The sequence below is a fragment of the Pantoea vagans genome (genome assembly GCF_004792415.1).
Classification (GTDB): Bacteria; Pseudomonadota; Gammaproteobacteria; order Enterobacterales; family Enterobacteriaceae; genus Pantoea; species Pantoea vagans.
Map to the genome: position 1 here is coordinate 861,031 of NZ_CP038853.1, position 23,436 is coordinate 884,466.

Sequence of the window (23,436 nt, forward strand, 5' to 3'; positions counted from 1 at the left end):
AGTGTTTGCGCGTATAGCTGGCGTGGCAGCAGGCCGGTCAGACTTCCCCGAACCCTAACAGTCGCCGGGCTTCTCTGGCGACGTTCTCCATCTCATCCTGCAGCTCCAGCAGTTCCGGCTCCAGCGCGGCGATATCGCTGGCCTCCAGCAGCCCCCGTTCCAGCTGATGACAGAGTTGCTTCATGCGCGGCACGCCGCTGTAGCTGGCACTGCCGTGCAGCTTGTGAATAATTTCACGCAGGGCGTTGACCTCATTGGTCGTCATAAACTGCGCCATCTTCGCATGCACTTCCGGTAAAAACTCCAGCAGCATTCGTAGCAGATCGCGCGCCAGCTCGGGTTTGTTCGCCGCCTGACGCAGCGCCAGCTGCCAGTCCAGCGTCGGTAATATTGGCTGCAGTTCCGGCAGGGAGACCACCGGCGGCGGCGTATAGCGCGCCAGCAGCTGTCTCAGCTTGCTCTCATCAATCGGCTTGGCAAGATAGTCATTCATACCCGCCTTGATCAGCTGTTCACGCTCGCCATCAATCGCATGTGCGGTCACCGCCACAATCGGTGTATTTGCGTGATGCGGCAGACCCCGGATAATTTCGCTGGCGCGAATGCCATCAATTTCAGGCATCTGAATATCCATCAGAATCACATCCAGCGACTGCTGACGTGCCTCGCGGATGGCGTGTTCGGCGCTGCTGCACAGCAGGATGTTCTGCACCTGCTCCTCCAGCAGCGCGCCAATCAGCTTGAGGTTGGCGGGATTATCATCCACCGCCATCACCGTCAGCGGCAGTCGCGGTGACAGCGGTAGTTCGCTGACCTGGCGGGTATGGATATCCAGTAACATCGGCAGAAGCCGCGTCAGAGAGATCGGCTTAGCGATGCAGCCGTCAATGCCGCGTACCTTTAGTTCATCAGCCAGCAACATCATCGGGCTGGGAAGGGCCATCAGCACGTTGTCTGCCCGATCCAGCAGCCCATTGATCAGGCGCTCATTGAGCAGTTCAGGCTGGCTGATACCGACCGGCATCGCCATCAGCAGCAGCGGATAGTGAGACGCTTTCAATCCCTCCAGCGTTTCGCTGTAGTCAATCTGCAATGGGGTAGCGCTCAGCATCTCCAGCGCGGCGCTGGCAACGTTAGCATCCGCTTCCACATAAGCAATACGCGCATGGGACAGCGTTTCCAGCACGCGGGGCATGCCGGGCGCGTTGGGATTAAGATCCAGCTGCACGCGAATTACAAAGGTTGAACCCTGATCCGGCTGGCTGCTGAAGGTGATTTCTCCCCCCATCTCCCGCACCAGTTTTTGCGTGATGACCAGACCCAGCCCGGTGCCGCCATGACGGCGTGAAATGCTGGCGTCAGCCTGACGAAACGCCTGGAACAGCTGTGTCTGCTGCTGCTCAGAGATACCGATACCGCTATCCTCAACCTGAATCTCCAGCTCGACGCGGGACTGGGTAATCACCCGCTGTCCGACGCGCAGGCCGATGTAACCCTGCTCGGTAAACTTGATGGCGTTACCAATCAGGTTGATCAGAATCTGTTGCAGGCGCAGCGCATCGCCAATCACGTTGTCCGGCACGCTGCTGTCACACACCACCGTCAGCTCCAGCCCCTTTTCATGCGCCGACGGCGCCAGCAGCACCAGGGTTTCATCCAGCGTGGCGCGCAGCGGGAAGGGGATCGCCTCCAGCATCAGCTTGCCCGCTTCCAGCTTCGAAAAATCGAGCACGTCGTTGATAATACTGAGCAGGTTATTGGCTGAGCGTTCAATGGTTTGCATATAGTCGCGCTGGGTGGTGCGCAGCTGGGTTTTCAGCATCTGCCGGGTAAAACCCAGTACGCCATTGAGCGGCGTTCGCAGCTCATGCGACATATTGGCCAGAAACTCAGATTTGATACGCGCGGCTTCCTGCGCGCGTTTCTTAGCCAGATCCAACTCAACGTTCTGAATTTCCAGCTGCTCCAGCGTCTCTCTTAAATCGTAGGTTGCCTGGTCGATATTGTGCTGCATCTCTTCGTGATAGGCGGTCAGCGACATCGCCATCGCGTTAATGCCGTTTTTCAGAATGTTGAGTTCACCCAGCATGTAGCCCTCAACGCGGCTGTCGAGCTGGCCGCGACGGATGCGGTCAACGGTGGTGACCATGTTGCGGATCGGGCCGGTAACATCGCGCATCAGGCGATAAGCAAACAGCATGGCAAGACAGAGGCAGAAGAGCAGCATCAGCGTGGCAACAAATACCTCTTTGTACTGCTGCAGGCGCACCGACTGCAGATCCAGTTCAATCGCCACATAGCCCAGCGGATTGCCCGCGGGCTTGGCATCTTCATCCGGTAATTCATCCACATCGTAACGCTCGGAGGTAATCGGCGTGCGCAGAATTAATAGGCTGCCGTGGCGCTCCATTGAGACATCGTCAGGCAGGGCGCGGATATCATCCTGTTGCAGCAGGCTGAGGTTTTGCTTGTGATTCGAGGTGACATAGAGCTGATTATGATTATCAAACACCGAGATGGCCCGCACGATGCCGGAGTGGCGGCGGTGCAGCAGGCTGACCAGCTCACGCATGGCATCCCGATTGTGCCAGGTCATGCTGTATTCGCTGGAAATCGCCAGGGGTTCGATGATGTTGGCCCCGGCATCGATCACCTGGCGCTGCAGTTCGTTGTAGCGGTGTACCACAAAAAATGAGCTGAGCAGCAGGCCAACCATCAGCGTGGGTGCCAGGATTAAAATCATCATTCGCGCCCGCAGGCTGTATTTGGTCATAATAGTCGCCTGGCTACTCCGGCATTAACGTCCCTGTGCATGCTGTCGACAAAACGATGCAGGCCGTTTTCGATAAAGAGAATGAATAACACTATGGCGCAATTTTACGTTGCAAAACAGCGCGTGACGACGCAACAACGGATCACCGTCACCATTGATGAGCTCGATCCGTTCGGACAGGGCGTGGCGCGTCACAAGGGCAAAACCCTTTTTGTCACGGGTGCTCTGCCGGGTGAACAGGCGGAGGTCGTGCTGACAGAGGATAAACGTCAATTTGCCCGGGCGAAAGTGACACGACTGATTAGCCGCAGTCCGGACCGCGTTACGCCGCGCTGCCCGCACTATGAACGCTGTGGTGGCTGTCAGCAGCAGCATGCGGATGTGGCGCTGCAACAGCAGAGCAAAGCCCAGGCGCTGAGCCGGATGCTGAGCAGGGCCGCAGCACAGAACGTGGCGGTAGATGAGGTGATTGCCGGTCAGCCCTGGGGCTACCGCCGTCGCGCCCGTCTGGGTCTGCAATGGCAAAATAAAGCGCAACGCTTACAGATGGGCTTCCGCCAGGAAGCCAGCAACGATCTGGTCGATATTCAGCACTGCCCCATTTTAGCGCCCGAACTTGAAGCGTTACTGGTTCCGCTGCACCAGTGCCTCAGTGCGTTGCGCGCCGTCAGGCGTCTCGGACATGTGGAACTGGTGCTGGCGGATAACGGCCCGCTGATGATTCTGCGCCATCTTGATGCGCTGCATGCCGATGATCGTGAAAAACTGGAACAGTTTTCGCATAAGCATCAGCTGATGCTGTTCCTGGATGCGGGGGAAGAAGAACTGACGGCGTTAAGTGAGTCGGTGCCGTTTTATCACTCGCACCAGCTTAAGCTCACCTTCAGCCCACAGGATTTTATCCAGGTTAACGATGCCGTTAATCAGCAGATGGTCGCGAAGGCGATCGCCTGGCTCGACCTGCAGCCGGAAGACCGGGTGCTGGATCTGTTTTGCGGCATGGGAAACTTCACACTTCCTGTAGGAATCTTCGTACAAAATGTCGTTGGTGTGGAGGGGATTGCAGCATTAGTGCGGCAGGCAGCGTATAATGCTGATTTGAATAATCTTAAAAATGTCAGTTTCTTTCAGCATAATCTGGAAGAAGAGGTGTCGCGCCAGCCGTGGGCGGCACAGGGATTTAACAAGGTATTACTCGATCCGGCACGCGCCGGGGCTGCGGGCGTCATGGCGCATGTGGTTAAACTTGCACCAGAACGCGTGGTCTATGTTTCGTGTAATCCCACAACACTCGCCCGCGACAGCCAGACATTGCTGTCGGCAGGCTACCAATTGGAAAGGGTCGCGATGCTGGATATGTTCCCACATACCCGTCATCTCGAATCCATGGTGCTGTTCAGAAAAACATAAGCGATGAATGTCGTTGTGCAGGAGAGGTTATGGTTGCGGTCAGAAGTGCGCATTTAAATACTGAGGGGGATTTCGCCCTCGACCAGTGGATCGCCAGTCTCGGTATTGCCAACCCGCAATCCTGTCAACGCGTTGCTGAGACCTGGCGCTACTGCGAAGCGCAGACGCAGGGCCATCCCGATCAGTCGCTGCTCCTGTGGCGCGGTATCGAGATGGTGGAAATCCTCTCCATGCTCAGCATGGATATTGAAAGCCTGTGTGCGGCGCTGATTTTCCCGCTGGCTAACGATGAAGTGGTGAGTGAAGAGGAGCTGGAAACCGCCGTCGGCAAAGGCATCGTCTCGCTGGTACACGGCGTGCGCGATATGGACGCCATCCGCCAGCTGAAAGCGATCCACAACGACTCCATGGCCTCTGAACAGGTCGATAACGTCCGCCGCATGCTGCTGGCGATGGTGGAAGATTTCCGCTGCGTGGTGCTGAAGCTGGCCGAACGCATCATGAACCTGCGCGAAATGAAAGATGCTCCGGAAGATGAGCGGGTGCTGGCCGCCAAAGAGAGCACCAACATCTATGCGCCCCTGGCCAACCGTCTCGGTATCGGTCAGCTCAAATGGGAGCTGGAAGATTACTGCTTCCGCTACCTGCATCCCGACGAATATAAGCGCATTGCTAAATTACTGCATGAGCGTCGCATCGATCGTGAACAGTACATCGATAACTTCGTCAACAATCTGCGCAAAGAGATGGTTAAAGAGGGCGTGCGCGCCGAAGTCTACGGTCGTCCGAAACACATCTACAGCATCTGGCGCAAGATGCAGAAAAAATCGCTGGCCTTTGATGAGCTGTTTGACGTGCGTGCGGTGCGCATCGTGGCCGATCGTCTGCAGGATTGCTACGGCGCGCTGGGCACGGTACATACCCTCTATCGCCATCTGCCGAGCGAATTCGATGACTACGTCGCTAACCCAAAACCCAACGGCTATCAGTCGATTCATACGGTGGTGTTAGGGCCGCAGGGCAAAACGGTAGAGATCCAGATCCGTACCCGCCAGATGCATGAAGATGCCGAGCTGGGCGTGGCGGCGCACTGGAAATATAAAGAGGGGCCAACCTCCAGCAGCGCGCGCGGCGCCGCGGGTCACGAAGAGCGTATTGCCTGGCTGCGTAAGCTGATTAGCTGGCAGGAAGAGATGGCCGACTCCGGCGAGCTTCTGGAAGAGGTCCGTAGCCAGGTGTTCGACGACCGGGTCTACGTCTTTACCCCGAAAGGTGACGTGGTGGATCTGCCGGCCGGATCGACGCCGCTCGACTTTGCCTATCATATTCACAGTGACATCGGTCACCGCTGCATCGGTGCAAAAATCGGTGGCCGCATCGTGCCGTTCACCTATCAGCTGCAGATGGGCGATCAGGTTGAAGTGATCACCCAGAAACAGCCGAACCCGAGCCGCGACTGGCTCAACCCGAATCTGGGCTACATCACCACCAGCCGTGGCCGCTCGAAGATCCACAACTGGTTCCGCAAGCAGGATCGCGACAAGAACATTATCGCCGGACGGCAGATTCTGGATAACGAACTGAATCAGCTTGATATCAGCCTACGCGAAGCAGAGAAACTGCTGCTGCCGCGCTACAACGTGACCTCGCTGGAAGAGCTGCTGGCGGCGATTGGCGGCGGCGATATTCGTCTTAACCAGATGGTTAACTTCCTGCAGGCGAAGCTCAACAAGCCGAGTGCTGAAGAGGAAGATCGCGAAGCGCTGCGCCAGCTGACCCAGAAATCGTACTCGCAGCCTGCTCGCAAAGAGAGTGGGCGCGTGGTCGTCGAAGGCGTGGGCAATCTGATGCACCACATTGCCCGCTGCTGTCAGCCGATTCCGGGCGATGATATTGTCGGCTTCATCACCCAGGGGCGCGGTATCTCAATTCACCGCGCCGACTGCGACCAGCTCTCTGAACTGATTTCACATGCGCCGGAACGTATCGTCGATGCCGTATGGGGCGAGAGCTACTCCAGCGGTTACTCGCTGGTGGTGCGCGTCACCGCCAACGATCGCAGCGGCTTGCTGCGTGACATCACCACCATTCTCGCCAACGAGAAAGTGAATGTACTGGGCGTCTCAAGCCGCAGCGACACGAAAAAGCAGCTGGCGACCATCGACATGGATATTGAGATCTACAACCATCAGGTACTGGGACGTGTCCTGGCGCGCCTGAACCAGGTCTCTGATATTATTGACGCCCGCCGCCTGCACTGATATTCAGCTGCATTGCGGCAACCGGCAGCCGGAGGTTGCGCGGGCGTTTTCTGCGGTACCTGAGCGTGCCGGACGCGGTTCACCCCGTCCGGCACTGTTATACGCCTCGCCTCCTTGCCCGCTGCCTGTCACCTGACTACTCAAGGACCCGTCTGAATGAACGCTATTGAGCGCCTGCTTGGCATCATGAAAACCCTGCGCGATCCCCAACATGGCTGCCCGTGGGACCGTGAACAGACCTTCACCTCTATCGCGCCCTATACGCTGGAAGAAACCTATGAAGTGCTGGACGCCATCCAGCGCGAAGATTTTGACGATCTGCGCGGCGAACTGGGCGATCTGCTGTTTCAGGTGGTGTTCTATGCGCAGATGGCCAGCGAACAGGATCGTTTTAATTTTGAGGATATCTGTCACGCCATCAGTGACAAGCTGGAGCGCCGTCATCCTCACATTTTTGGCGATGCCACGGCAGAAACCAGCAGTGACGTGCTGAAAAACTGGGAAGCGATTAAAACCGCCGAGCGGGCGGATAAAGCCCAGCATTCGGCGCTGGATGATATTCCTAAAGCGCTGCCCGCACTGATGCGTGCCCATAAGATTCAGAAGCGCTGTCACAATGTGGGATTCGACTGGACCACGCTGGGGCCGGTAGTGGCAAAAGTGCATGAAGAGATTGATGAAGTGATGCACGAGGCGCAGCAGAGCGTGGTGGACGGCGAAAAGCTGGAAGAGGAGATTGGCGACCTGCTGTTTGCCACGGTTAACCTGTCGCGTCATCTTGGCAGCAAAGCGGAAACGGCGCTGCAAAAGGCGAATGACAAGTTCGAGCGTCGGTTCCGTGAAGTCGAGGCAATCATCGCAGCACAGGGGTTAAGCATGCCGGGTGCCACGCTGGAACAGATGGAAGCGGCCTGGCAGCAGGTGAAACAGGGCGAGAAGCGCTGATTATTCCAGCGCTGTGCATAAAGTCGCCATATATGCTTACTCGTTTCAGCGTGGCTACAACTTTGTGACGCACATCAACATTTTATTGGCAGCTATCCGCTATGTTAGGACGCAGCAATGCGTTGGAGGATGGCTGTGATTCATCAATTGTGGCTGATAGCGGTTTCCAGTATACTGTTTTCCCGTCCTGGTTATTCCACCGTCTTTAAACCTAAACTCTCAGGTTCAGCATGACAACGAATTATATTTTTGTGACCGGCGGGGTCGTTTCCTCTCTGGGTAAAGGCATTGCCGCCGCCTCCCTCGCAGCCATTCTCGAAGCTCGTGGTCTGAACGTGACCATCATGAAGCTGGACCCGTATATCAACGTGGATCCAGGCACCATGAGCCCGACCCAGCACGGCGAAGTTTTCGTCACTGATGACGGCGCTGAAACCGATCTCGATCTGGGTCACTACGAGCGCTTCATCCGCACCAAAATGTCGCGCCGTAACAACTTCACCACTGGCCGTATCTACTCAGAAGTCCTGCGCAAAGAGCGCCGTGGCGACTATCTGGGCGCAACCATTCAGGTTATCCCGCACATCACCAACGCCATCAAAGAACGCATTATTGAAGGCGGTGAAGGCCATGATGTGGTGCTGGTCGAAATCGGCGGCACGGTAGGGGATATCGAATCACTGCCGTTCCTGGAAGCGATTCGCCAGATGGCCGTGGATGTGGGCCGCGAACACACCATGTATATGCACCTGACGCTGGTACCGTACATGGCGGCGGCGGGTGAAGTGAAAACCAAACCGACTCAGCACTCCGTAAAAGAGCTGCTGTCGATTGGTATCCAGCCAGACGTGCTGATTTGCCGTTCTGATCGTGCCGTTCCGGCCAACGAACGCGCTAAAATCGCGCTGTTCTGTAACGTCCCTGAAAAAGCGGTTATCTCGCTGAAAGACGTGGATTCCATCTACAAGATTCCTGGCATGCTCAAGTCGCAGGGCCTGGATGACTACATCTGCAAGCGCTTCAACCTGAATGCACCGGAAGCCAACCTGGCCGAATGGGAGCAGGTGATCTATGAAGAAGCCAATCCGGGTGGTGAAGTCACCATCGGTATGGTGGGCAAGTATGTTGAGCTGCCGGATGCCTATAAGTCAGTGATCGAAGCGCTGAAACATGGTGGCCTGAAAAATCGCGTCACCGTGAATATCAAACTGATCGATTCGCAGGATGTTGAATCCCGCGGTGTCGAATTACTGAAAGATCTGGATGCGATTCTGATCCCAGGCGGCTTCGGCTACCGTGGTGTCGAAGGCAAGCTGATGACCGCCCAGTACGCACGCGAAAACAACGTGCCGTACCTCGGCATCTGTCTGGGCATGCAGGTCGCGCTGATGGAGTTCGCGCGCAATGTCGCGGGCATGCCGGGCGCCAACTCCACTGAATTTGTGCCAGACTGTAAATACCCGGTGGTGGCATTAATCACCGAATGGCGTGACGAAGAAGGCAACGTCGAAGTCCGCAGCGAGCAGAGCGATCTGGGCGGCACCATGCGTCTGGGTAGCCAGCAGTGTCAGTTAACGCCGGGCAGCCAGGTTCGCCAGCTCTACGGCTCTGACACCATCGTTGAGCGCCATCGCCACCGCTATGAAGTAAACAATATGCTGTTAAAGCAAATTGAAGCAGCCGGTCTGCGCGTAGCAGGTCGCTCGGGTGATGATCAACTGGTTGAGATTATCGAGATCCCGAACCATCCGTGGTTTGTGGCCTGCCAGTTCCACCCTGAGTTTACCTCGACCCCACGCGACGGCCATCCGTTGTTTGCCGGCTTTGTTAAAGCTGCGCATGAGCATCAGAAGCGTTTAGCGAAGTAAGTTTCACAGGCAGCGCGCGAACTTTTCGCGCGTTGTCTGTCTTAGGATTGACTAACTTGTACTGAGGAAAATCGTAATGTCCAAAATCGTAAAAGTCATCGGTCGCGAAATTATCGACTCACGTGGTAACCCGACTGTTGAAGCTGAAGTGCATCTGGAAGGCGGTTTTGTAGGCCTGGCCGCTGCACCATCAGGTGCCTCTACCGGTTCACGCGAAGCGCTGGAACTGCGTGACGGTGACAAATCACGTTTCCTGGGCAAAGGCGTAACCAAAGCCGTTGCTGCAGTAAACGGTCCGATTGCTGAAGCGGTAAAAGGCAAAGACGCGAAAGATCAGGCGAACATCGATAAGATCATGATCGACCTGGACGGTACTGAGAACAAATCTAACTTCGGTGCTAACGCCATTCTGGCTGTTTCACTGGCAGCGGCTAAAGCAGCTGCAGCTTCTAAAGGTCAGGCGCTGTATGAGCACATCGCTGAGCTGAACGGCACCCCAGGCAAATACTCTATGCCACTGCCTATGATGAACATCATCAACGGCGGCGAACATGCCGACAACAACGTCGACATCCAGGAATTCATGATCCAGCCGGTTGGCGCTTCTAACGTTAAAGAAGCTATCCGTATGGGTTCTGAAGTATTCCACAACCTGGCAAAAGTGCTGAAAAGCAAAGGCATGAGCACGGCAGTCGGTGACGAAGGCGGCTACGCGCCTAACCTGGGTTCCAACGCCGAAGCGCTGGCCGTTATCGCTGAAGCGGTAAAAGCAGCAGGCTACGAGCTGGGCAAAGACATCACCCTGGCGATGGACTGTGCGGCATCTGAGTTCTACAAAGATGGCAAATACGTTCTGGCCGGTGAAGGCGGTAAAGCGTTCACCTCTGAAGAGTTCACCCACTTCCTGGAAGATCTGACTAAACAGTATCCGATCGTCTCTATCGAAGATGGCCTGGACGAATCTGACTGGGACGGCTTCGCTTACCAGACCAAAGTGCTGGGCGACAAAATCCAGCTGGTGGGTGACGACCTGTTCGTAACCAACACCAAAATCCTGAAAGAAGGTATCGATAAAGGTATCGCTAACTCCATTCTGATCAAATTCAACCAGATCGGTTCTCTGACCGAAACCCTGGCTGCGATCAAAATGGCGAAAGACGCGGGCTACACTGCCGTGATCTCTCACCGTTCAGGCGAAACTGAAGATGCAACCATCGCTGACCTGGCGGTAGGTACTGCAGCGGGCCAGATCAAAACCGGTTCAATGAGCCGTTCTGACCGTGTTGCTAAGTACAACCAGCTGATCCGTATCGAAGAAGCGCTGGGTTCTAAAGCGCCATTCAACGGTCTGAAAGAAGTTAAAGGTCAGTAATGACCCAGTGCTGATGGCGCGTTAAGCGTCATCGCATACGCTGAAAGCCCCGCCTTGTGCGGGGCTTTTGCTTTTTCGTGTCGCGCAGCTGTTGTTGTGCGACACACGCTGGCATAATCAGCGCCCCGATTTATCCAGGCGAGTAAAAAATGTTCTACCCGATTAACGAAATGTTCCAGACACTGCAGGGCGAAGGTTATTACACCGGCGTGCCTGCCATTTTCATCCGCCTGCAGGGCTGCCCGGTGGGCTGTAGCTGGTGCGATACCAAACACACCTGGGAAAAGCGGGCAGATCGGGAAACGTCACTGGGTGATATTTTGATCAAAACGGTGGAGAGCGACGCCTGGGGCGATGCCGATGCCGCCACATTGCTTCGTAGCATCGAACAGCAGGGCTGGACGGCGCGTCATGTGGTGATCACCGGTGGTGAACCGGCGATTTACGACCTGCGTCCGTTAACCACGATTCTGGAACAGCACGGTTTCCAGTGTCAGATTGAGACCAGCGGCACTCACGAGATCCACTGTTCTGAGCAGACCTGGGTGACTGTCTCGCCGAAGGTCAACATGCGCGGCGGCTACGATGTGCTGCCCCAGGCGCTGAGCCGGGCCGATGAAATTAAACATCCGGTGGCGCGTCAGCGTGATGTGGACGCACTGGATGGGCTGCTGGCGGGGATTGACGACACCAAAGCCCGAATCATCGCTCTGCAGCCTATCAGCCGCAAAGACGATGCTACCCGACTCTGCATTGAAACCTGTATTGCACGCAACTGGCGCCTGTCGATGCAGACCCATAAATATCTCAATATCGCCTGATAAAGAGTGTGCTGAGCGGTTAACCACAGGGAAGGGGCTTATGCGGGATAGAAGCGAAACAGCGTCGGATCGAAAGGCTCGATCCGACAGGCTTAGCCGCGGTAAACGCAGCCTGCGGTACAGGTTTCTTTAATCATGACCGCGCTTAACAGCGGCAACTGCGGCTTCATCTGATCCCAGATCCATTTTGCCAGCACTTCGCTGGTGGGATTTTCCAGGCCAGGAATATCATTCAGATAGTAGTGGTCCAGCCGATTGTACAGAGGCTTAAACGCCGCCTTCAGTTCAGCAAAATCCATAACCCAGCCGGTATGCGCATCCACTTCGCCGGTAATCTCCAGACGAACCAGGAACGAATGACCGTGCAGACGGCCACATTTGTGTCCGGCCGGCACATTCGGAAGATGGTGCGCGGCTTCGAACTGGAACTCTTTAAACAAGGTGGTAGACATAGTAGTTCTCAGACATTAAAAAACCGCTGAATTCTACCTGATTACCGCTTTTTTCGCACCCGCGCCGCACAAAGCGATACTTTCACATCCGATTGCCGGATCGTGTCCAGCTAATTAACTGATAAATCTCCCGTTTACTTACCAGTTTTAACGATTAGCTCTACCAGAAAAACCACTTAGTCATTTTGGTTATTTGATATGTCGAAGGCGTATTTAATCGTTAATATACAGCCCGGTAACCTACGCACTCTTCCGCCACTTTACGGTCCGGACTTCTGATACTGGAATTTTTAACGCGATGACGACTCAGGCACCTGGTTCACTGCTTCCGCTCTCCCCGGAACAACTCGCCCGCTTACAGGCGGCGACGACAGATTATTCCCCGACTCAACTGGCGTGGCTGTCAGGCTATTTCTGGGGCCGGGTAGAGCAGACGCCGTGTAGCGCCGTCGCCAGCAGCGCACCGTCCGCGCCCGCCGCTGAAACGCCGGTTATTACCCTGCTTTCTGCTTCCCAGACCGGCAATGCCCGTCGTCTGGCTGAGCAGCTGCGTGATGACCTGCTGGCCGCGAAGCTGAACGTAAACCTGGTGAATGCCGGTGATTACAAGTTCAAGCAGATTGGCCAGGAAAAAATGCTGGTGGTCGTAACCTCTACTCAGGGCGAAGGCGAGCCGCCGGAAGAGGCGGTAGCGCTGCATAAATTCCTGATGTCGAAGAAGGCACCGAAAATGGAGGGTGCTGCCTTTGCGGTGTTTGGCCTGGGCGACACCTCTTATGAATTCTTCAGTCAGGCGGGCAAAGATTTTGACAGCCGTCTGGCGGAGCTGGGCGGCGAACGCCTGCTGGATCGCGTTGATGCGGATGTCGAGTATGCAGAGCAGGCTTCGGCCTGGCGCAGTGCGCTGACCGACATTCTGAAACAGCGCGTGCCGACCGAATCCCCGGCGCAGGCTGCGGCGACAGCGGCAGGCAGCGTTAATGAAGTCACCACCAGCCCCTACAGCAAAGAGTCTCCCCTCAGCGCCAGTCTGGCGGTGAATCAGAAAATTACCGGACGTGACTCAGACAAAGATGTGCGCCATATCGAAATCGATCTGGGCGACTCCGGTCTGCGCTACCAGCCTGGCGATGCGCTGGGCGTCTGGTATGAAAACGACGCAGCGCTGGTCAGTGAACTGCTGGAGCTGGTGTGGCTGAAAGGCGATGAGCCGGTAGAGATTCAGGGCAAAACCCTGCCGCTGGCGGAGGCGCTGCAAAAGCATTTCGAGCTGACGGTGAACACGGCGCAGATCGTCGCGCAGTACGCCCAGCTGTCCCGTAATGCGGAGCTGCTGTCGCTGGTGGATGATAAAGCCCGGCTGCAGCACTATGCGCATAACTATCCGATTGTGGATATGGTGCGTCTGGCTCCGGCTGAACTCACGGCAGAACAGCTGACCGGCCTGCTGCGACCGCTGACGCCGCGACTCTACTCTATCGCCTCTTCGCAGGCCGAAACCGACACCGAAGTGCACATCACCGTGGGTGCCGTGCGCTTCGATATTGAAGGTCGCCAGCGCGGCGGCGGTGCATCGACCTGGCTGGCCGATCGCATCGAAGAAGAGGGCGAAGTCCGCGTCTTCATTGAGCACAACGATAATTTCCGCCTGCCGGCTAATCCGGACGCGCCGGTGATCATGATTGGCCCGGGCACCGGCATCGCGCCGTTCCGCGCCTTTATGCAGCAGCGCGACAACGACGGTGCCAGCGGCAAAAACTGGCTATTCTTTGGTAATCCGCACTTCACCGACGATTTCCTCTATCAGGTGGAGTGGCAGAAATATGTGAAGGATGGGCTGCTGACGAATATCGACCTCGCCTGGTCACGCGATCAGGCAGAGAAAATTTACGTTCAGGATAAGATTCGCGCGAAAGGGGCCGAAGTCTGGCGCTGGATTGAAGAGGGCGCGCATCTGTATGTCTGTGGCGACGCGAATCGTATGGCAAAAGACGTCGAGCAGGCCCTGCTGGATGTGGTGGTCGAACACGGCGGAATGGATCGTGAAACGGCCGACGAATTTTTAAGTGAGCTGCGCATTGAGCGCCGTTATCAGCGAGACGTTTACTAATGAGCGATAAACACCCTGGACCGCTGGTTGTAGAAGGCAAATTAGCAGACGCTGAGCGTCTGAAGAAGCAGAGCAACTATCTGCGCGGCACCATCAAAGAAGATCTGGAAGAGGGTCTGACCGGCGGCTTTACCGGCGATAACTTCCTGCTGATCCGTTTTCACGGCATGTACCAGCAGGACGATCGCGACATTCGTGCCGAACGTGCCGAGCAGAAGCTGGAACCCCGCCACGCCATGATGCTGCGCTGCCGACTGCCGGGCGGGATCATCACGCCGACGCAGTGGCTGGCCATCGACAAATTTGCCACCGATAAAACCATTTATGGCAGCATCCGTCTGACCAACCGTCAGACCTTCCAGTTTCACGGCATTCTGAAGAAGAACGTGAAACCGACGCATCAGATGCTGCATGAAGTGGGGCTGGATGCGCTGGCGACCGCCAACGACGTCAACCGTAACGTGCTCTGTACGTCGAACCCGGTTGAGTCGGAACTGCATCAGGAAGCGTATGAGTGGGCGAAGAAGCTCTCCGAGCATCTGCTGCCGCGCACCCGTGCCTATGCCGAGATCTGGTGGGATAAAGAAAAAGTCGCGACAACAGATGAAGAGCCGATCCTCGGTGAAACCTATCTGCCGCGTAAATTCAAAACGACGGTAGTGATCCCGCCGCACAACGATGTGGATCTGCACGCCAACGATCTGAACTTTGTCGCTGTCGCCGAGAACGGCAAGCTGGTGGGCTTCAACCTGCTGGTGGGTGGCGGCCTGTCGATTGAGCACGGTAACAAAGCGACTTACGCGCGTACCGCCAGCGAATTTGGTTACTTCCCGGTTGAGAAGATCCTTGATGTTGCCGAGGCGGTCGTGACGACGCAGCGTGACTGGGGTAACCGTACCGATCGTAAAAACGCCAAAACCAAATACACCCTTGAACGTGTTGGCGTTGAGACCTTTAAAGCGGAAGTTGAAAAACGCGCTGGCCTGACGTTTGAGCCGATCCGTCCTTATGAATTCACCACCCGTGGCGATCGCATTGGCTGGATCAAAGGCATCGACAACAAATGGCACCTCACGCTGTTTATCGAAAATGGTCGCCTGCTCGACTATCCGGGCCGACCGCTGAAAAGCGGCATCGCGGAAATTGCGAAAATCCATCAGGGTGACTTCCGCCTGACTGCCAACCAGAACCTGATTGTGGCGGGTGTGCCGGAAAGCGAAAAAGCGCAGATTGAAGCGATCGCCCGCGAACATGGTCTGATGGATCATGTGACGCCACAGCGCGAAAACTCCATGGCCTGCGTTGCGTTCCCGACCTGTCCGCTGGCGATGGCAGAAGCCGAACGCTTCCTGCCCGCGTTTGTGACCAAAGTCGAGGGCATCATGCACTCGCATGGCGTTGGTGATGAGCACATAGTGTTACGCGTTACCGGTTGTCCGAACGGTTGCGGCCGTGCCATGCTGGCGGAGCTGGGTCTGGTGGGTAAAGCGCCAGGCCGCTACAACCTGCATCTGGGCGGAAACCGCAGCGGAACGCGTATTCCCCGTATGTACCGTGAAAACATTAACGAAAGCGAAATTCTCGCCACCATTGATGAGCTGGTGGGACGCTGGGCCACCGAGCGCCAGGCCGCTGAAGGCTTTGGTGACTTCACCATCCGCGCAGGCATTGTTGCGCCGGTGCTGGACCCGGCACGCGACTTCTGGGAGGAAGCAAAATGAGTCAGCCCGACCTCGCAGCACTGAATGAGATGTCCAAAGTCCAGCGTGCGATGGCGCTGGCCGCGACTAATGCGCAGCTGGAAAAGTCATCAGCAGAAGAGCGGGTCAGCTGGGCGCTGGAGAATTTACCGGGCGCCTACGTGCTCTCCTCCAGTTTCGGTATTCAGGCGGCGGTGTCGCTGCATCTGGTGACGCGTCAGCAGCCCGATATTCCGGTGATCCTGACCGACACCGGCTATCTGTTCCCGGAGACCTATCGTTTTATTGATGAGCTGGCGGACCAGCTCAATCTCAACCTCAAAGTGTTCCGTGCCGAAACCTCACCGGCCTGGCAGGAAGCGCGCTACGGCAAGCTGTGGGAGCAGGGCGTCGAGGGGATTGAGAAATATAACGAGATCAATAAAGTCGAGCCGATGAACCGGGCTATCGAAACCCTGGGTGCCCAGACCTGGTTTGCAGGCCTGCGCCGTGACCAGTCCGGCAGCCGGGCAAATCTGCCGGTGCTGGGCGTGCAGCGTGGCGTCTTTAAGCTGCTGCCGATTATTGACTGGGATAACCGCCAGATTCATCAGTACCTGGAACAGCACAAGCTGAAGTACCATCCGCTGTGGGATGAAGGCTATCTTTCAGTAGGTGATACCCATACCACCCGTAAATGGGAGCCGGGTATGGCAGAAGAAGAGACGCGCTTTTTCGGTCTCAAGCGCGAGTGTGGTTTGCACGAAGGCTGATGCCGTTCTTCTCTCCCCCGCGAGGGGGAGAGAATGTCTTCGCGCAGTCAGTCAGGAAGTTAAACGCCTTTTAATCCGGCAAACGCCTCCGCTTCGCGCGTCACATTCACCTTCGTCACCTCATACTCTGCCACGGCGACAAACGGATCTTCCGCTAAGATCGCATCCAGCTTTTCACGCTCCATCTCTCTGACCAGCAACATGCCGCCCGTGCGTGGATCTATACGTCCCGCTGCAATAAAAAAGCCCGCATCAAAATAGCGATCGAGCCAGTCGATATGGCCTGCCAGCAGCGCTTCAACCTCTTCTACCGGACGAACATAATTCAGAAAAACTACGTACATGTCAGATCCTCACACTTTAGGATTGGTCAGTTCGCTGATCAGCGGCAGCAGCACGCGGACGCTGTCGCGGGTTCGCAGGGCTATCTGGCCCGGCAGCCAGCGGTCGAGATAGCTCAGATTATCCAGGTCAGTCTGATGACGGGTCACGCCATCCGGAAAGTGGTGGCTGCGATGACGCTGTAATGCGCCATCTTTATTCCCCAGCGTCCAGTTGCTGGCAGTGACATCCAGCAGTGGAAAGCCCGCCCTGTCGAAGGCATTCAGACCGTTGAAGTCTTTGCGAGTCAGCTGATGACTGGCAGCGGGAATGCCCTGCTGACGAGCCAGTAACAGCGCGCGATCGCTGGTCTGCTTGCGCACCGCCCGGGGCGTGTTCATGCCGCTGTTGAAATAGAGATGATCGCCGGTGATCAGGCTATTGAGGTCGATGACCAGCAGCGTGTTCTTCTTCTCACGCGCGCTCATCCGCTCAACGTAATCATCCATGCCGTGCAGGTCGGTTTCTCCGGCGCTCAGCGCGACAAAGCGGATGCCGTAGTGCAGCGGTTTACGACTCAGCTGCTGCGCCAGCTCCAGCATCACGCCAAGACCCGACGCATTATCGTCGACGCCCTGCAGACGTAAGCCGCCCAGATTATGATGGACCTGGCTGCTGTTCTGCGGCGTCCAGGTATCCAGATGCGCCACGATCAGAATCTCCTGCGGCACGCTGCCAGCGCGCGCGGCAATCACCGAGGTGGCCGTGAGCTTATGCCAGCGCTGTGTGCCATCATCTTCCTGCCACTTATAGCCGGTATTGAACTGGCGGGTATCGGTTTTATACCCCAGCGCGGTAAATTGCTGTTGCAGATAGTCAGCGGCCATCAGCTCTGCCGGACTACCACTCATGCGGCCAGGAAAATAAGTGGCGATGTGCCGGACCTGCTGTTCGGCAAACTGACCCGCTGGCGCGGCCAGGGCCAGCGGGGAAATGAGTGCGCTCAACAAAACTGTCGCGACCCTCAGGCGGAGGGAACAAAACATAGTGCATCCTTTTTTACATTATCCGGGAGCCAACAGGCATGCGGGCCAGGCCTGCTCATGCCGCGCGCATTATACCCCTTTTGTTCTGCGAGCTGGTTAGCGGAATCGGGCGCTGCTGAGAGGGAAAGCACCCACGCACATTTATCGCTGGCACTTATCTGCTTTTGTGGGCGCAGACGCGGACTGGAATGTGTGAGCCTGTTCACGAAAAAGCCATTAAATTTCATCTGCTAAGATCAAATTGTTCTGTGCTTTGCGATGTCGTTATTCCATTCGGTAACTACTCATTCCAATTCGTAATTTCATCTGGATAAACTCAGCGACGTATAGTCGCGTTAATACAAAGTTAAATCATCAGGGTTAACGTGGACTATTTGCCTCTTTTTGCCGATCTCTCTGGCCGCCCGGTTCTGGTTGTCGGCGGTGGAGATATTGCGGCGCGAAAAATTGAACTGCTGCGTCGCGCGCGCGCGCGCGTTCAGATCGCCTCTCGTGAACTCTGCCCGGAACTGCAGGCACTGCTGGATAAGCAGGAGCTGGAGTGGGTGGCGACCGAATTTGATCCGTCCCAGCTGGATGGCGTTTTCCTGGTGATTGCTGCCACCGACGACAACCAGCTCAACGCCTGGGTTTTTGAAGCCGCTAACGCGCGGCATAAGCTGGTTAACGTGGTCGACGACCAGCCAAAATGCACCTTTATCTTCCCGTCGATTGTTGACCGCTCACCGCTGGTGGTGGCGATCTCCTCCAGCGGCACCGCACCGGTGCTGGCACGCATGCTGCGCGAAAAAATCGAAACGCTGCTGCCTGCCAGTCTTGGTCAGATGGCGGAGGTCGCCGGACTCTGGCGCGATAAGGTCAAACAGCGCTTCAGCCGCATGTCCGATCGTCGGCGTTTCTGGGAGCGGGCCTTCGACGGTCTGTTCGCCAGTCAGATGTCCGCCGGTAACGTCGAAGAGGCGAAGCGCACGCTGGATCGTGAACTGCTGGAAGAGCCAACCCGTCAGGGCGAGATCTTTCTGGTCGGTGCCGGGCCGGGCGACAGCGGCCTGCTGACGCTGCGTGGCCTGCAGGTAATGCAGTTAGCCGATGTGGTGCTCTACGACCATCTTGTCAGCGAAGAGGTGCTGGACCTGGTGCGTCGCGACGCCGACCGCATCTGCGTCGGTAAACGCGCCAGCGCGCATACGTTACCGCAGGAAGAGATTAATCAGTTGCTGGTTTCACTGGCGCTGAAAGGTAAGCGCGTTGTCCGCCTCAAGGGTGGCGATCCCTTTATCTTTGGCCGCGGCGGCGAAGAGCTGCAGGCGGCACAGCAGGCGGGCGTGCCGTTCCAGGTGGTGCCGGGCGTCACCGCGGCCGCTGGTGCGACGGCCTATGCCGGGATTCCGCTGACCCATCGCGACTACGCGCAGAGCGTGATGTTTATTACCGGTCACTGCCGTCCCGATGGCGATGATATCGACTGGCCCTCGCTGGCGCGTGCGCGTCAGACACTGGCGATCTACATGGGCACGGTTAAAGCGGCTGCTATCAGCGCGGCGCTGATTCAGCACGGTCGCGCGCCATCAACGCCCGTGGCGGTGATCAGTCGCGGCACCCGTCAGGATCAACAGGTGCTGACCGGCACCTTAGAACAACTTGAGGCGCTGGCCGCCTCGGCACCTACTCCGGCGCTGCTGGTGATCGGAGAGGTGGTTAATCTGCACGGGCAACTCGCCTGGTTTAAACATTCAGCACAGCAGGGGACTCGCGAGTCCGCCGTTGTCAATCTGGCTTGAGGGAAAATCATGGACCAAAAACGACTCACTCATCTGCGTCAGCTGGAGGCGGAGAGTATCCACATCATTCGCGAAGTGGCGGCGGAGTTCAGCAATCCGGTGATGATGTACTCTATCGGCAAAGACTCCTCGGTGATGCTGCATCTGGCGCGTAAAGCCTTTTATCCGGGCACGCTGCCGTTCCCGCTGCTGCATGTGGATACCGGCTGGAAATTCCGTGAAATGTACGAGTTCCGCGACCGCACCGTGAAAGCGATGGGCGCAGAGTTGCTGGTTCACCGCAATCCGGAAGGCGTGGCGATGGGGATTAACCCCTTTGTCCACGGCAGTGCCAAACACACTGACATCATGAAGACCGAAGGGCTGAAGCAGGCGCTGAACAAATACGGTTTCGATGCGGCCTTTGGTGGCGCACGTCGTGATGAAGAGAAGTCACGCGCCAAAGAGCGTATCTACTCCTTCCGTGACCGCTTCCACCGCTGGGATCCAAAAAACCAGCGTCCTGAGCTGTGGCACAACTACAACGGCCAGATCAACAAGGGCGAAAGCATCCGCGTCTTCCCGCTGTCGAACTGGACTGAACTGGATATCTGGCAGTACATCTTCCTGGAAAACATCGAGATCGTGCCGCTCTATCTTGCCGCGCCGCGTCCGGTGCTGGAGCGTGATGGCATGCTGATGATGATCGATGACGATCGCATCAACCTGCAGCCGGGTGAAGAGATCACCCAGCGGATGGTCCGTTTCCGTACGCTCGGCTGCTGGCCGCTGACTGGTGCGGTAGAGTCTGAAGCGCAGACGCTGCCGGAGATCATCGAAGAGATGCTGGTCTCCACCACCAGCGAGCGTCAGGGCCGCATGATCGATCGCGATCAGTCCGGTTCGATGGAACTGAAAAAACGCCAGGGTTACTTCTAAGGAGACGCCAGATGAATACCGTAATAGCACAACAGATTGCCGACCAGGGCGGCGTTGAAGCCTGGCTGACCGCTCAACAGCATAAGAGCCTGCTGCGTTTTCTGACCTGCGGCAGCGTTGACGACGGAAAAAGTACCCTGATTGGTCGTCTGCTGCACGACACCCGTCAGATCTATGAAGATCAGCTTTCATCACTGCACAACGACAGCAAGCGTCACGGCACCCAGGGCGAGAAGCTCGATCTGGCGCTGCTGGTGGATGGTCTGCAGGCTGAGCGTGAGCAGGGCATTACCATTGATGTGGCCTACCGCTACTTCTCTACCGAAAAGCGTAAATTCATTATTGCGGATACGCCGGGACATGAGCAGTACACCCGCAACATGGCGACTGGCGCGTCAACCTGCGATCTGGCGATTCTGCTGATCGATGCGCGTAAAGGCGTACTGGATCAGACCCGCCGTCACAGCTTTATCTCGACGCTGCTGGGCATCAAGCACCTGGTGGTGGCGATCAACAAGATGGACCTGGTGGAGTACGAGCAGGAACGCTTCGAGCAGATCAAACAGGATTACCTCGACTTTGCTGCCCAGCTGCCGGAAGACCTTGATATCCGCTTTGTGCCGATGTCAGCGCTGGAAGGGGATAACGTCGCCTCTGCCAGCCAGACTATGCCGTGGTACAGCGGCCCGACCCTGCTGGATGTGCTGGAAACCGTGGAGCTGAAGCGCGTTGTCGATCATCAGCCGATGCGTTTCCCGGTGCAGTATGTCAACCGTCCCAACCTGGATTTCCGTGGCTATGCCGGTACCCTGGCGTCAGGCAGCGTGCAGGTCGGCCAGCGCGTAAAAGTGCTGCCGTCTGGCGTAGAGTCGACGATTGCCCGCATTGTGACTTTTGATGGCGATCTGCAGGAAGCGGGTGCAGGTGAAGCGATCACCCTGGTACTACAGGATGAGATTGATATCAGCCGTGGCGATCTGCTGGTGGATGCCGGCGAAGCGCTGTCGGCGGTGCAGTCTGCCAGCGTTGATGTGGTCTGGATGGCGGAACAGCCGCTGCAGGCCGGTCAGAGCTATGATCTGAAAATCGCCGGTAAGAAAACCCGTGGTCGCGTTGAGAAGGTGCTGCATCAGGTTGAGATCAACTCGCTGGAGACGCGTAAGGTCGATACACTACCGCTGAACGGTATTGGTCGCATTGAGATCACCTTTGACGAACCGATGGTGCTCGACAGCTATCAGCAGAACCCGGTAACCGGCGGCATGATCTTTATCGATCGCCTGAGCAACGTCACCGTGGGTGCCGGCATGATCCATCAGCCAAACCATGATGCGCCGGTTAACAGCGGCGAGTTCAGCGCGTTTGAGCTGGAACTGAATGCGCTGGTGCGTCGTCACTTCCCACACTGGAACGCGCGCGACCTGCTGGGCGGTCAATAATGGCGCAGCACGATGATAACGTGGTGTGGCATGACCATCCGGTAACACGCGCTTCTCGCGAGCAGCAGCACGGCCATCAGGGCGTGGTGCTGTGGTTCACCGGGCTTTCGGGCTCGGGGAAATCCACCGTCGCAGGTGCGCTGGAGCAGGCGCTGCACCGCATCGGTGTCAGCACCTATCTGCTGGATGGTGACAATGTGCGTCACGGCCTCTGTCGTGACCTCGGCTTCAGCGATGATGACCGCAAGGAGAACATCCGTCGGGTCGGTGAAGTGGCGAAACTGATGGTGGATGCCGGACTCGTGGTGCTCACCGCCTTTATTTCGCCGCATCGCGCCGAGCGTCAGATGGTGCGCGACCTGCTGGAGCCAGGGCAGTTTATCGAGGTGTTTGTCGATACGCCGTTAGCCGTGTGTGAAGCGCGCGATCCGAAAGGGTTATATCGCAAAGCACGCGCCGGTGAGCTGCGTAATTTCACCGGCATCGACAGCGTCTATGAGGCGCCAGACAGCCCGGAAATCCAGCTGGATGGCGAACAATTGGTTACAAAACTGGCCGCCCAATTGTTAGACCTGCTGCGCGACCGCGATATCATCAGATCCTGAAGAGACAGCGGCAGATCGTCTGATCTGCCGCCCTCGCGCCAACAGGATGCCTATGCAGAACATTACCCCAATGCTCGCCCGTAAAGATGACTCCGCCCCGGATGAGCCACGCTCACTGCTGCCGGGCGGCGTTATCGGTTTTCTTGCTTACGGGTGTGCGCTGGCGATCCCTTTCCTGCTGTTCGGTTCTAACACGCTGTTTTTCTTTCTCTATACCTGGCCATTCTTTCTGGCGCTGTTGCCGGTCGCCGTGGTTACGGGTATTGCACTGAATACGCTGCTGAGCGGGCAGTGGCTCTGGGCCGCGCTCGCCACCGTGATTATGGTGGTCACGCTCTTCTGGTTAATGTTCTCCTTTCTCTCCGGCTGGTAAGCCATCACTGCGCCCGTGCTGATGTGCAAACGCATCGGCAGGTTACAAATCTTTTCCCGCCAGAATCGGTACTCATTGCGCATACGCGCAGCAAAGCATGCCATTTTCGCCACTGGTGTGGAGTCCTGTGCAAAGTTATGGGATGATTGGGCCGTTTTTAGGGGGCGGGATGGGAAAACTGACGTTACTGTTATTGGTGCTGCTAGGCTGGCTGCAATATTCATTGTGGCTGGGGAAAAATGGCATCCATGACTATACGCGCGTCAATGATGATGTCGCGGTGCAACAGGCAAACAATGCCAAACTGAAATCGCGAAACGATCAGCTGTTTGCCGAAATTGACGACCTCAATGGCGGCTCGGAAGCGATCGAGGAGCGTGCACGCAATGAACTGGGCATGATTAAGCCCGGTGAGACTTTCTATCGTCTGGTGCCTGACCAGAACAAACGCAACGCGCAACAAGCAGCGCAAAACCAACAACGATAAAA

19 protein-coding genes are annotated in these 23,436 nt (G+C 56.7%); 15 read left to right on the forward strand and 4 right to left on the reverse strand.

Annotation, left to right across the window (positions count from 1 at the left end; translation table 11 throughout):
* Positions 1-37: 37 nt before the first annotated feature.
* Positions 38-2,773, reverse strand: coding sequence for a two-component sensor histidine kinase BarA (gene barA, locus EGO56_RS04185; protein WP_135907776.1), 2,736 nt, complete (start codon positions 2,771-2,773; stop codon positions 38-40).
* Positions 2,774-2,866: 93 nt separating this feature from the next.
* On the opposite strand from barA, the gene rlmD reads away from it, so the two are divergent.
* The 6 genes from rlmD to queE all read left to right on the forward strand — a co-directional run bounded on the left by rlmD (position 2,867) and on the right by queE (position 11,450).
* The gene (gene rlmD, locus EGO56_RS04190; protein WP_135907777.1) at positions 2,867-4,183 is read left to right on the forward strand and encodes a 23S rRNA (uracil(1939)-C(5))-methyltransferase RlmD; all 1,317 of its coding nucleotides are present in this window, start codon (positions 2,867-2,869) and stop codon (positions 4,181-4,183) included.
* Positions 4,184-4,212: 29 nt separating this feature from the next.
* Positions 4,213-6,444, forward strand: a complete 2,232-nt coding sequence (gene relA, locus EGO56_RS04195; protein ID WP_013358883.1) for a GTP diphosphokinase — start codon at positions 4,213-4,215, stop codon at positions 6,442-6,444.
* A 156-nt stretch (positions 6,445-6,600) separates the two neighbouring features.
* Complete coding sequence (mazG, locus tag EGO56_RS04200; RefSeq protein ID WP_098052505.1) at positions 6,601-7,389, forward strand: nucleoside triphosphate pyrophosphohydrolase; 789 nt, start codon at positions 6,601-6,603, stop codon at positions 7,387-7,389.
* Positions 7,390-7,619: 230 nt separating this feature from the next.
* A complete protein-coding gene (gene pyrG / locus EGO56_RS04205; protein WP_013358881.1) occupies positions 7,620-9,257 on the forward strand; it encodes a glutamine hydrolyzing CTP synthase in 1,638 nt (545 codons plus the stop codon).
* A 76-nt stretch (positions 9,258-9,333) separates the two neighbouring features.
* Positions 9,334-10,629: a phosphopyruvate hydratase gene (eno, locus tag EGO56_RS04210; protein WP_013358880.1), complete on the forward strand. Its 1,296-nt coding sequence runs from the start codon at positions 9,334-9,336 to the stop codon at positions 10,627-10,629.
* A gap of 149 nt (positions 10,630-10,778) precedes the next feature.
* Positions 10,779-11,450, forward strand: coding sequence for a 7-carboxy-7-deazaguanine synthase QueE (queE, locus tag EGO56_RS04215; protein WP_135907778.1), 672 nt, complete (start codon positions 10,779-10,781; stop codon positions 11,448-11,450).
* 92 nt (positions 11,451-11,542) lie between these two features.
* On the opposite strand, the gene queD is transcribed toward queE, so the two are convergent.
* Positions 11,543-11,902: a 6-carboxytetrahydropterin synthase QueD gene (gene queD / locus EGO56_RS04220; protein WP_013358878.1), complete on the reverse strand. Its 360-nt coding sequence runs from the start codon at positions 11,900-11,902 to the stop codon at positions 11,543-11,545.
* 298 nt (positions 11,903-12,200) lie between these two features.
* On the opposite strand from queD, the gene cysJ reads away from it, so the two are divergent.
* Genes cysJ through EGO56_RS04235 form a run of 3 tightly spaced genes read left to right on the forward strand, consistent with a single transcriptional unit; the run spans position 12,201 to position 16,464 of the window.
* On the forward strand, positions 12,201-14,012 hold the full coding sequence (gene cysJ / locus EGO56_RS04225; protein WP_135907779.1) for an NADPH-dependent assimilatory sulfite reductase flavoprotein subunit: 1,812 nt from the start codon (positions 12,201-12,203) through the stop codon (positions 14,010-14,012).
* Complete coding sequence (gene cysI, locus EGO56_RS04230; protein ID WP_135907780.1) at positions 14,012-15,733, forward strand: assimilatory sulfite reductase (NADPH) hemoprotein subunit; 1,722 nt, start codon at positions 14,012-14,014, stop codon at positions 15,731-15,733. Before cysJ ends, cysI begins: the two co-directional genes overlap by 1 nt.
* The gene (locus EGO56_RS04235) at positions 15,730-16,464 is read left to right on the forward strand and encodes a phosphoadenylyl-sulfate reductase (RefSeq protein ID WP_004571209.1); all 735 of its coding nucleotides are present in this window, start codon (positions 15,730-15,732) and stop codon (positions 16,462-16,464) included. Before cysI ends, EGO56_RS04235 begins: the two co-directional genes overlap by 4 nt.
* Positions 16,465-16,523: 59 nt before the next feature.
* Here the strand turns inward: EGO56_RS04235 and EGO56_RS04240 are convergent, their stop codons facing one another.
* Together EGO56_RS04240 and EGO56_RS04245 are read right to left on the reverse strand one after the other, a co-directional pair.
* Positions 16,524-16,808, reverse strand: a complete 285-nt coding sequence (locus EGO56_RS04240; RefSeq protein WP_135907781.1) for a YciI family protein — start codon at positions 16,806-16,808, stop codon at positions 16,524-16,526.
* Positions 16,809-16,817: 9 nt separating this feature from the next.
* Positions 16,818-17,831, reverse strand: a complete 1,014-nt coding sequence (locus tag EGO56_RS04245; protein ID WP_033783967.1) for an aminopeptidase — start codon at positions 17,829-17,831, stop codon at positions 16,818-16,820.
* 365 nt (positions 17,832-18,196) lie between these two features.
* Here EGO56_RS04245 and cysG point away from each other — a divergent pair, with 365 nt between their 5' ends.
* The 6 genes from cysG to ftsB all read left to right on the forward strand — a co-directional run bounded on the left by cysG (position 18,197) and on the right by ftsB (position 23,434).
* The gene (gene cysG, locus EGO56_RS04250) at positions 18,197-19,612 is read left to right on the forward strand and encodes a siroheme synthase CysG (protein WP_135907782.1); all 1,416 of its coding nucleotides are present in this window, start codon (positions 18,197-18,199) and stop codon (positions 19,610-19,612) included.
* 9 nt (positions 19,613-19,621) lie between these two features.
* Entirely contained in the window at positions 19,622-20,530 is a 909-nt protein-coding gene (gene cysD / locus EGO56_RS04255) for a sulfate adenylyltransferase subunit CysD (protein WP_033733611.1), read from the forward strand.
* 11 nt (positions 20,531-20,541) lie between these two features.
* The gene (gene cysN, locus EGO56_RS04260) at positions 20,542-21,969 is read left to right on the forward strand and encodes a sulfate adenylyltransferase subunit CysN (RefSeq protein WP_135907783.1); all 1,428 of its coding nucleotides are present in this window, start codon (positions 20,542-20,544) and stop codon (positions 21,967-21,969) included.
* Positions 21,969-22,574, forward strand: coding sequence for an adenylyl-sulfate kinase (gene cysC, locus EGO56_RS04265; protein ID WP_013358869.1), 606 nt, complete (start codon positions 21,969-21,971; stop codon positions 22,572-22,574). Before cysN ends, cysC begins: the two co-directional genes overlap by 1 nt.
* 52 nt (positions 22,575-22,626) lie before the next feature.
* Positions 22,627-22,947 (forward strand): DUF3561 family protein, encoded by a 321-nt coding sequence (locus tag EGO56_RS04270; protein WP_013358868.1) that lies wholly within the window; start codon positions 22,627-22,629, stop codon positions 22,945-22,947.
* Positions 22,948-23,116: 169 nt separating this feature from the next.
* Positions 23,117-23,434 (forward strand): cell division protein FtsB, encoded by a 318-nt coding sequence (ftsB, locus tag EGO56_RS04275; RefSeq protein WP_013358867.1) that lies wholly within the window; start codon positions 23,117-23,119, stop codon positions 23,432-23,434.
* Positions 23,435-23,436: the final 2 nt, after the last annotated feature.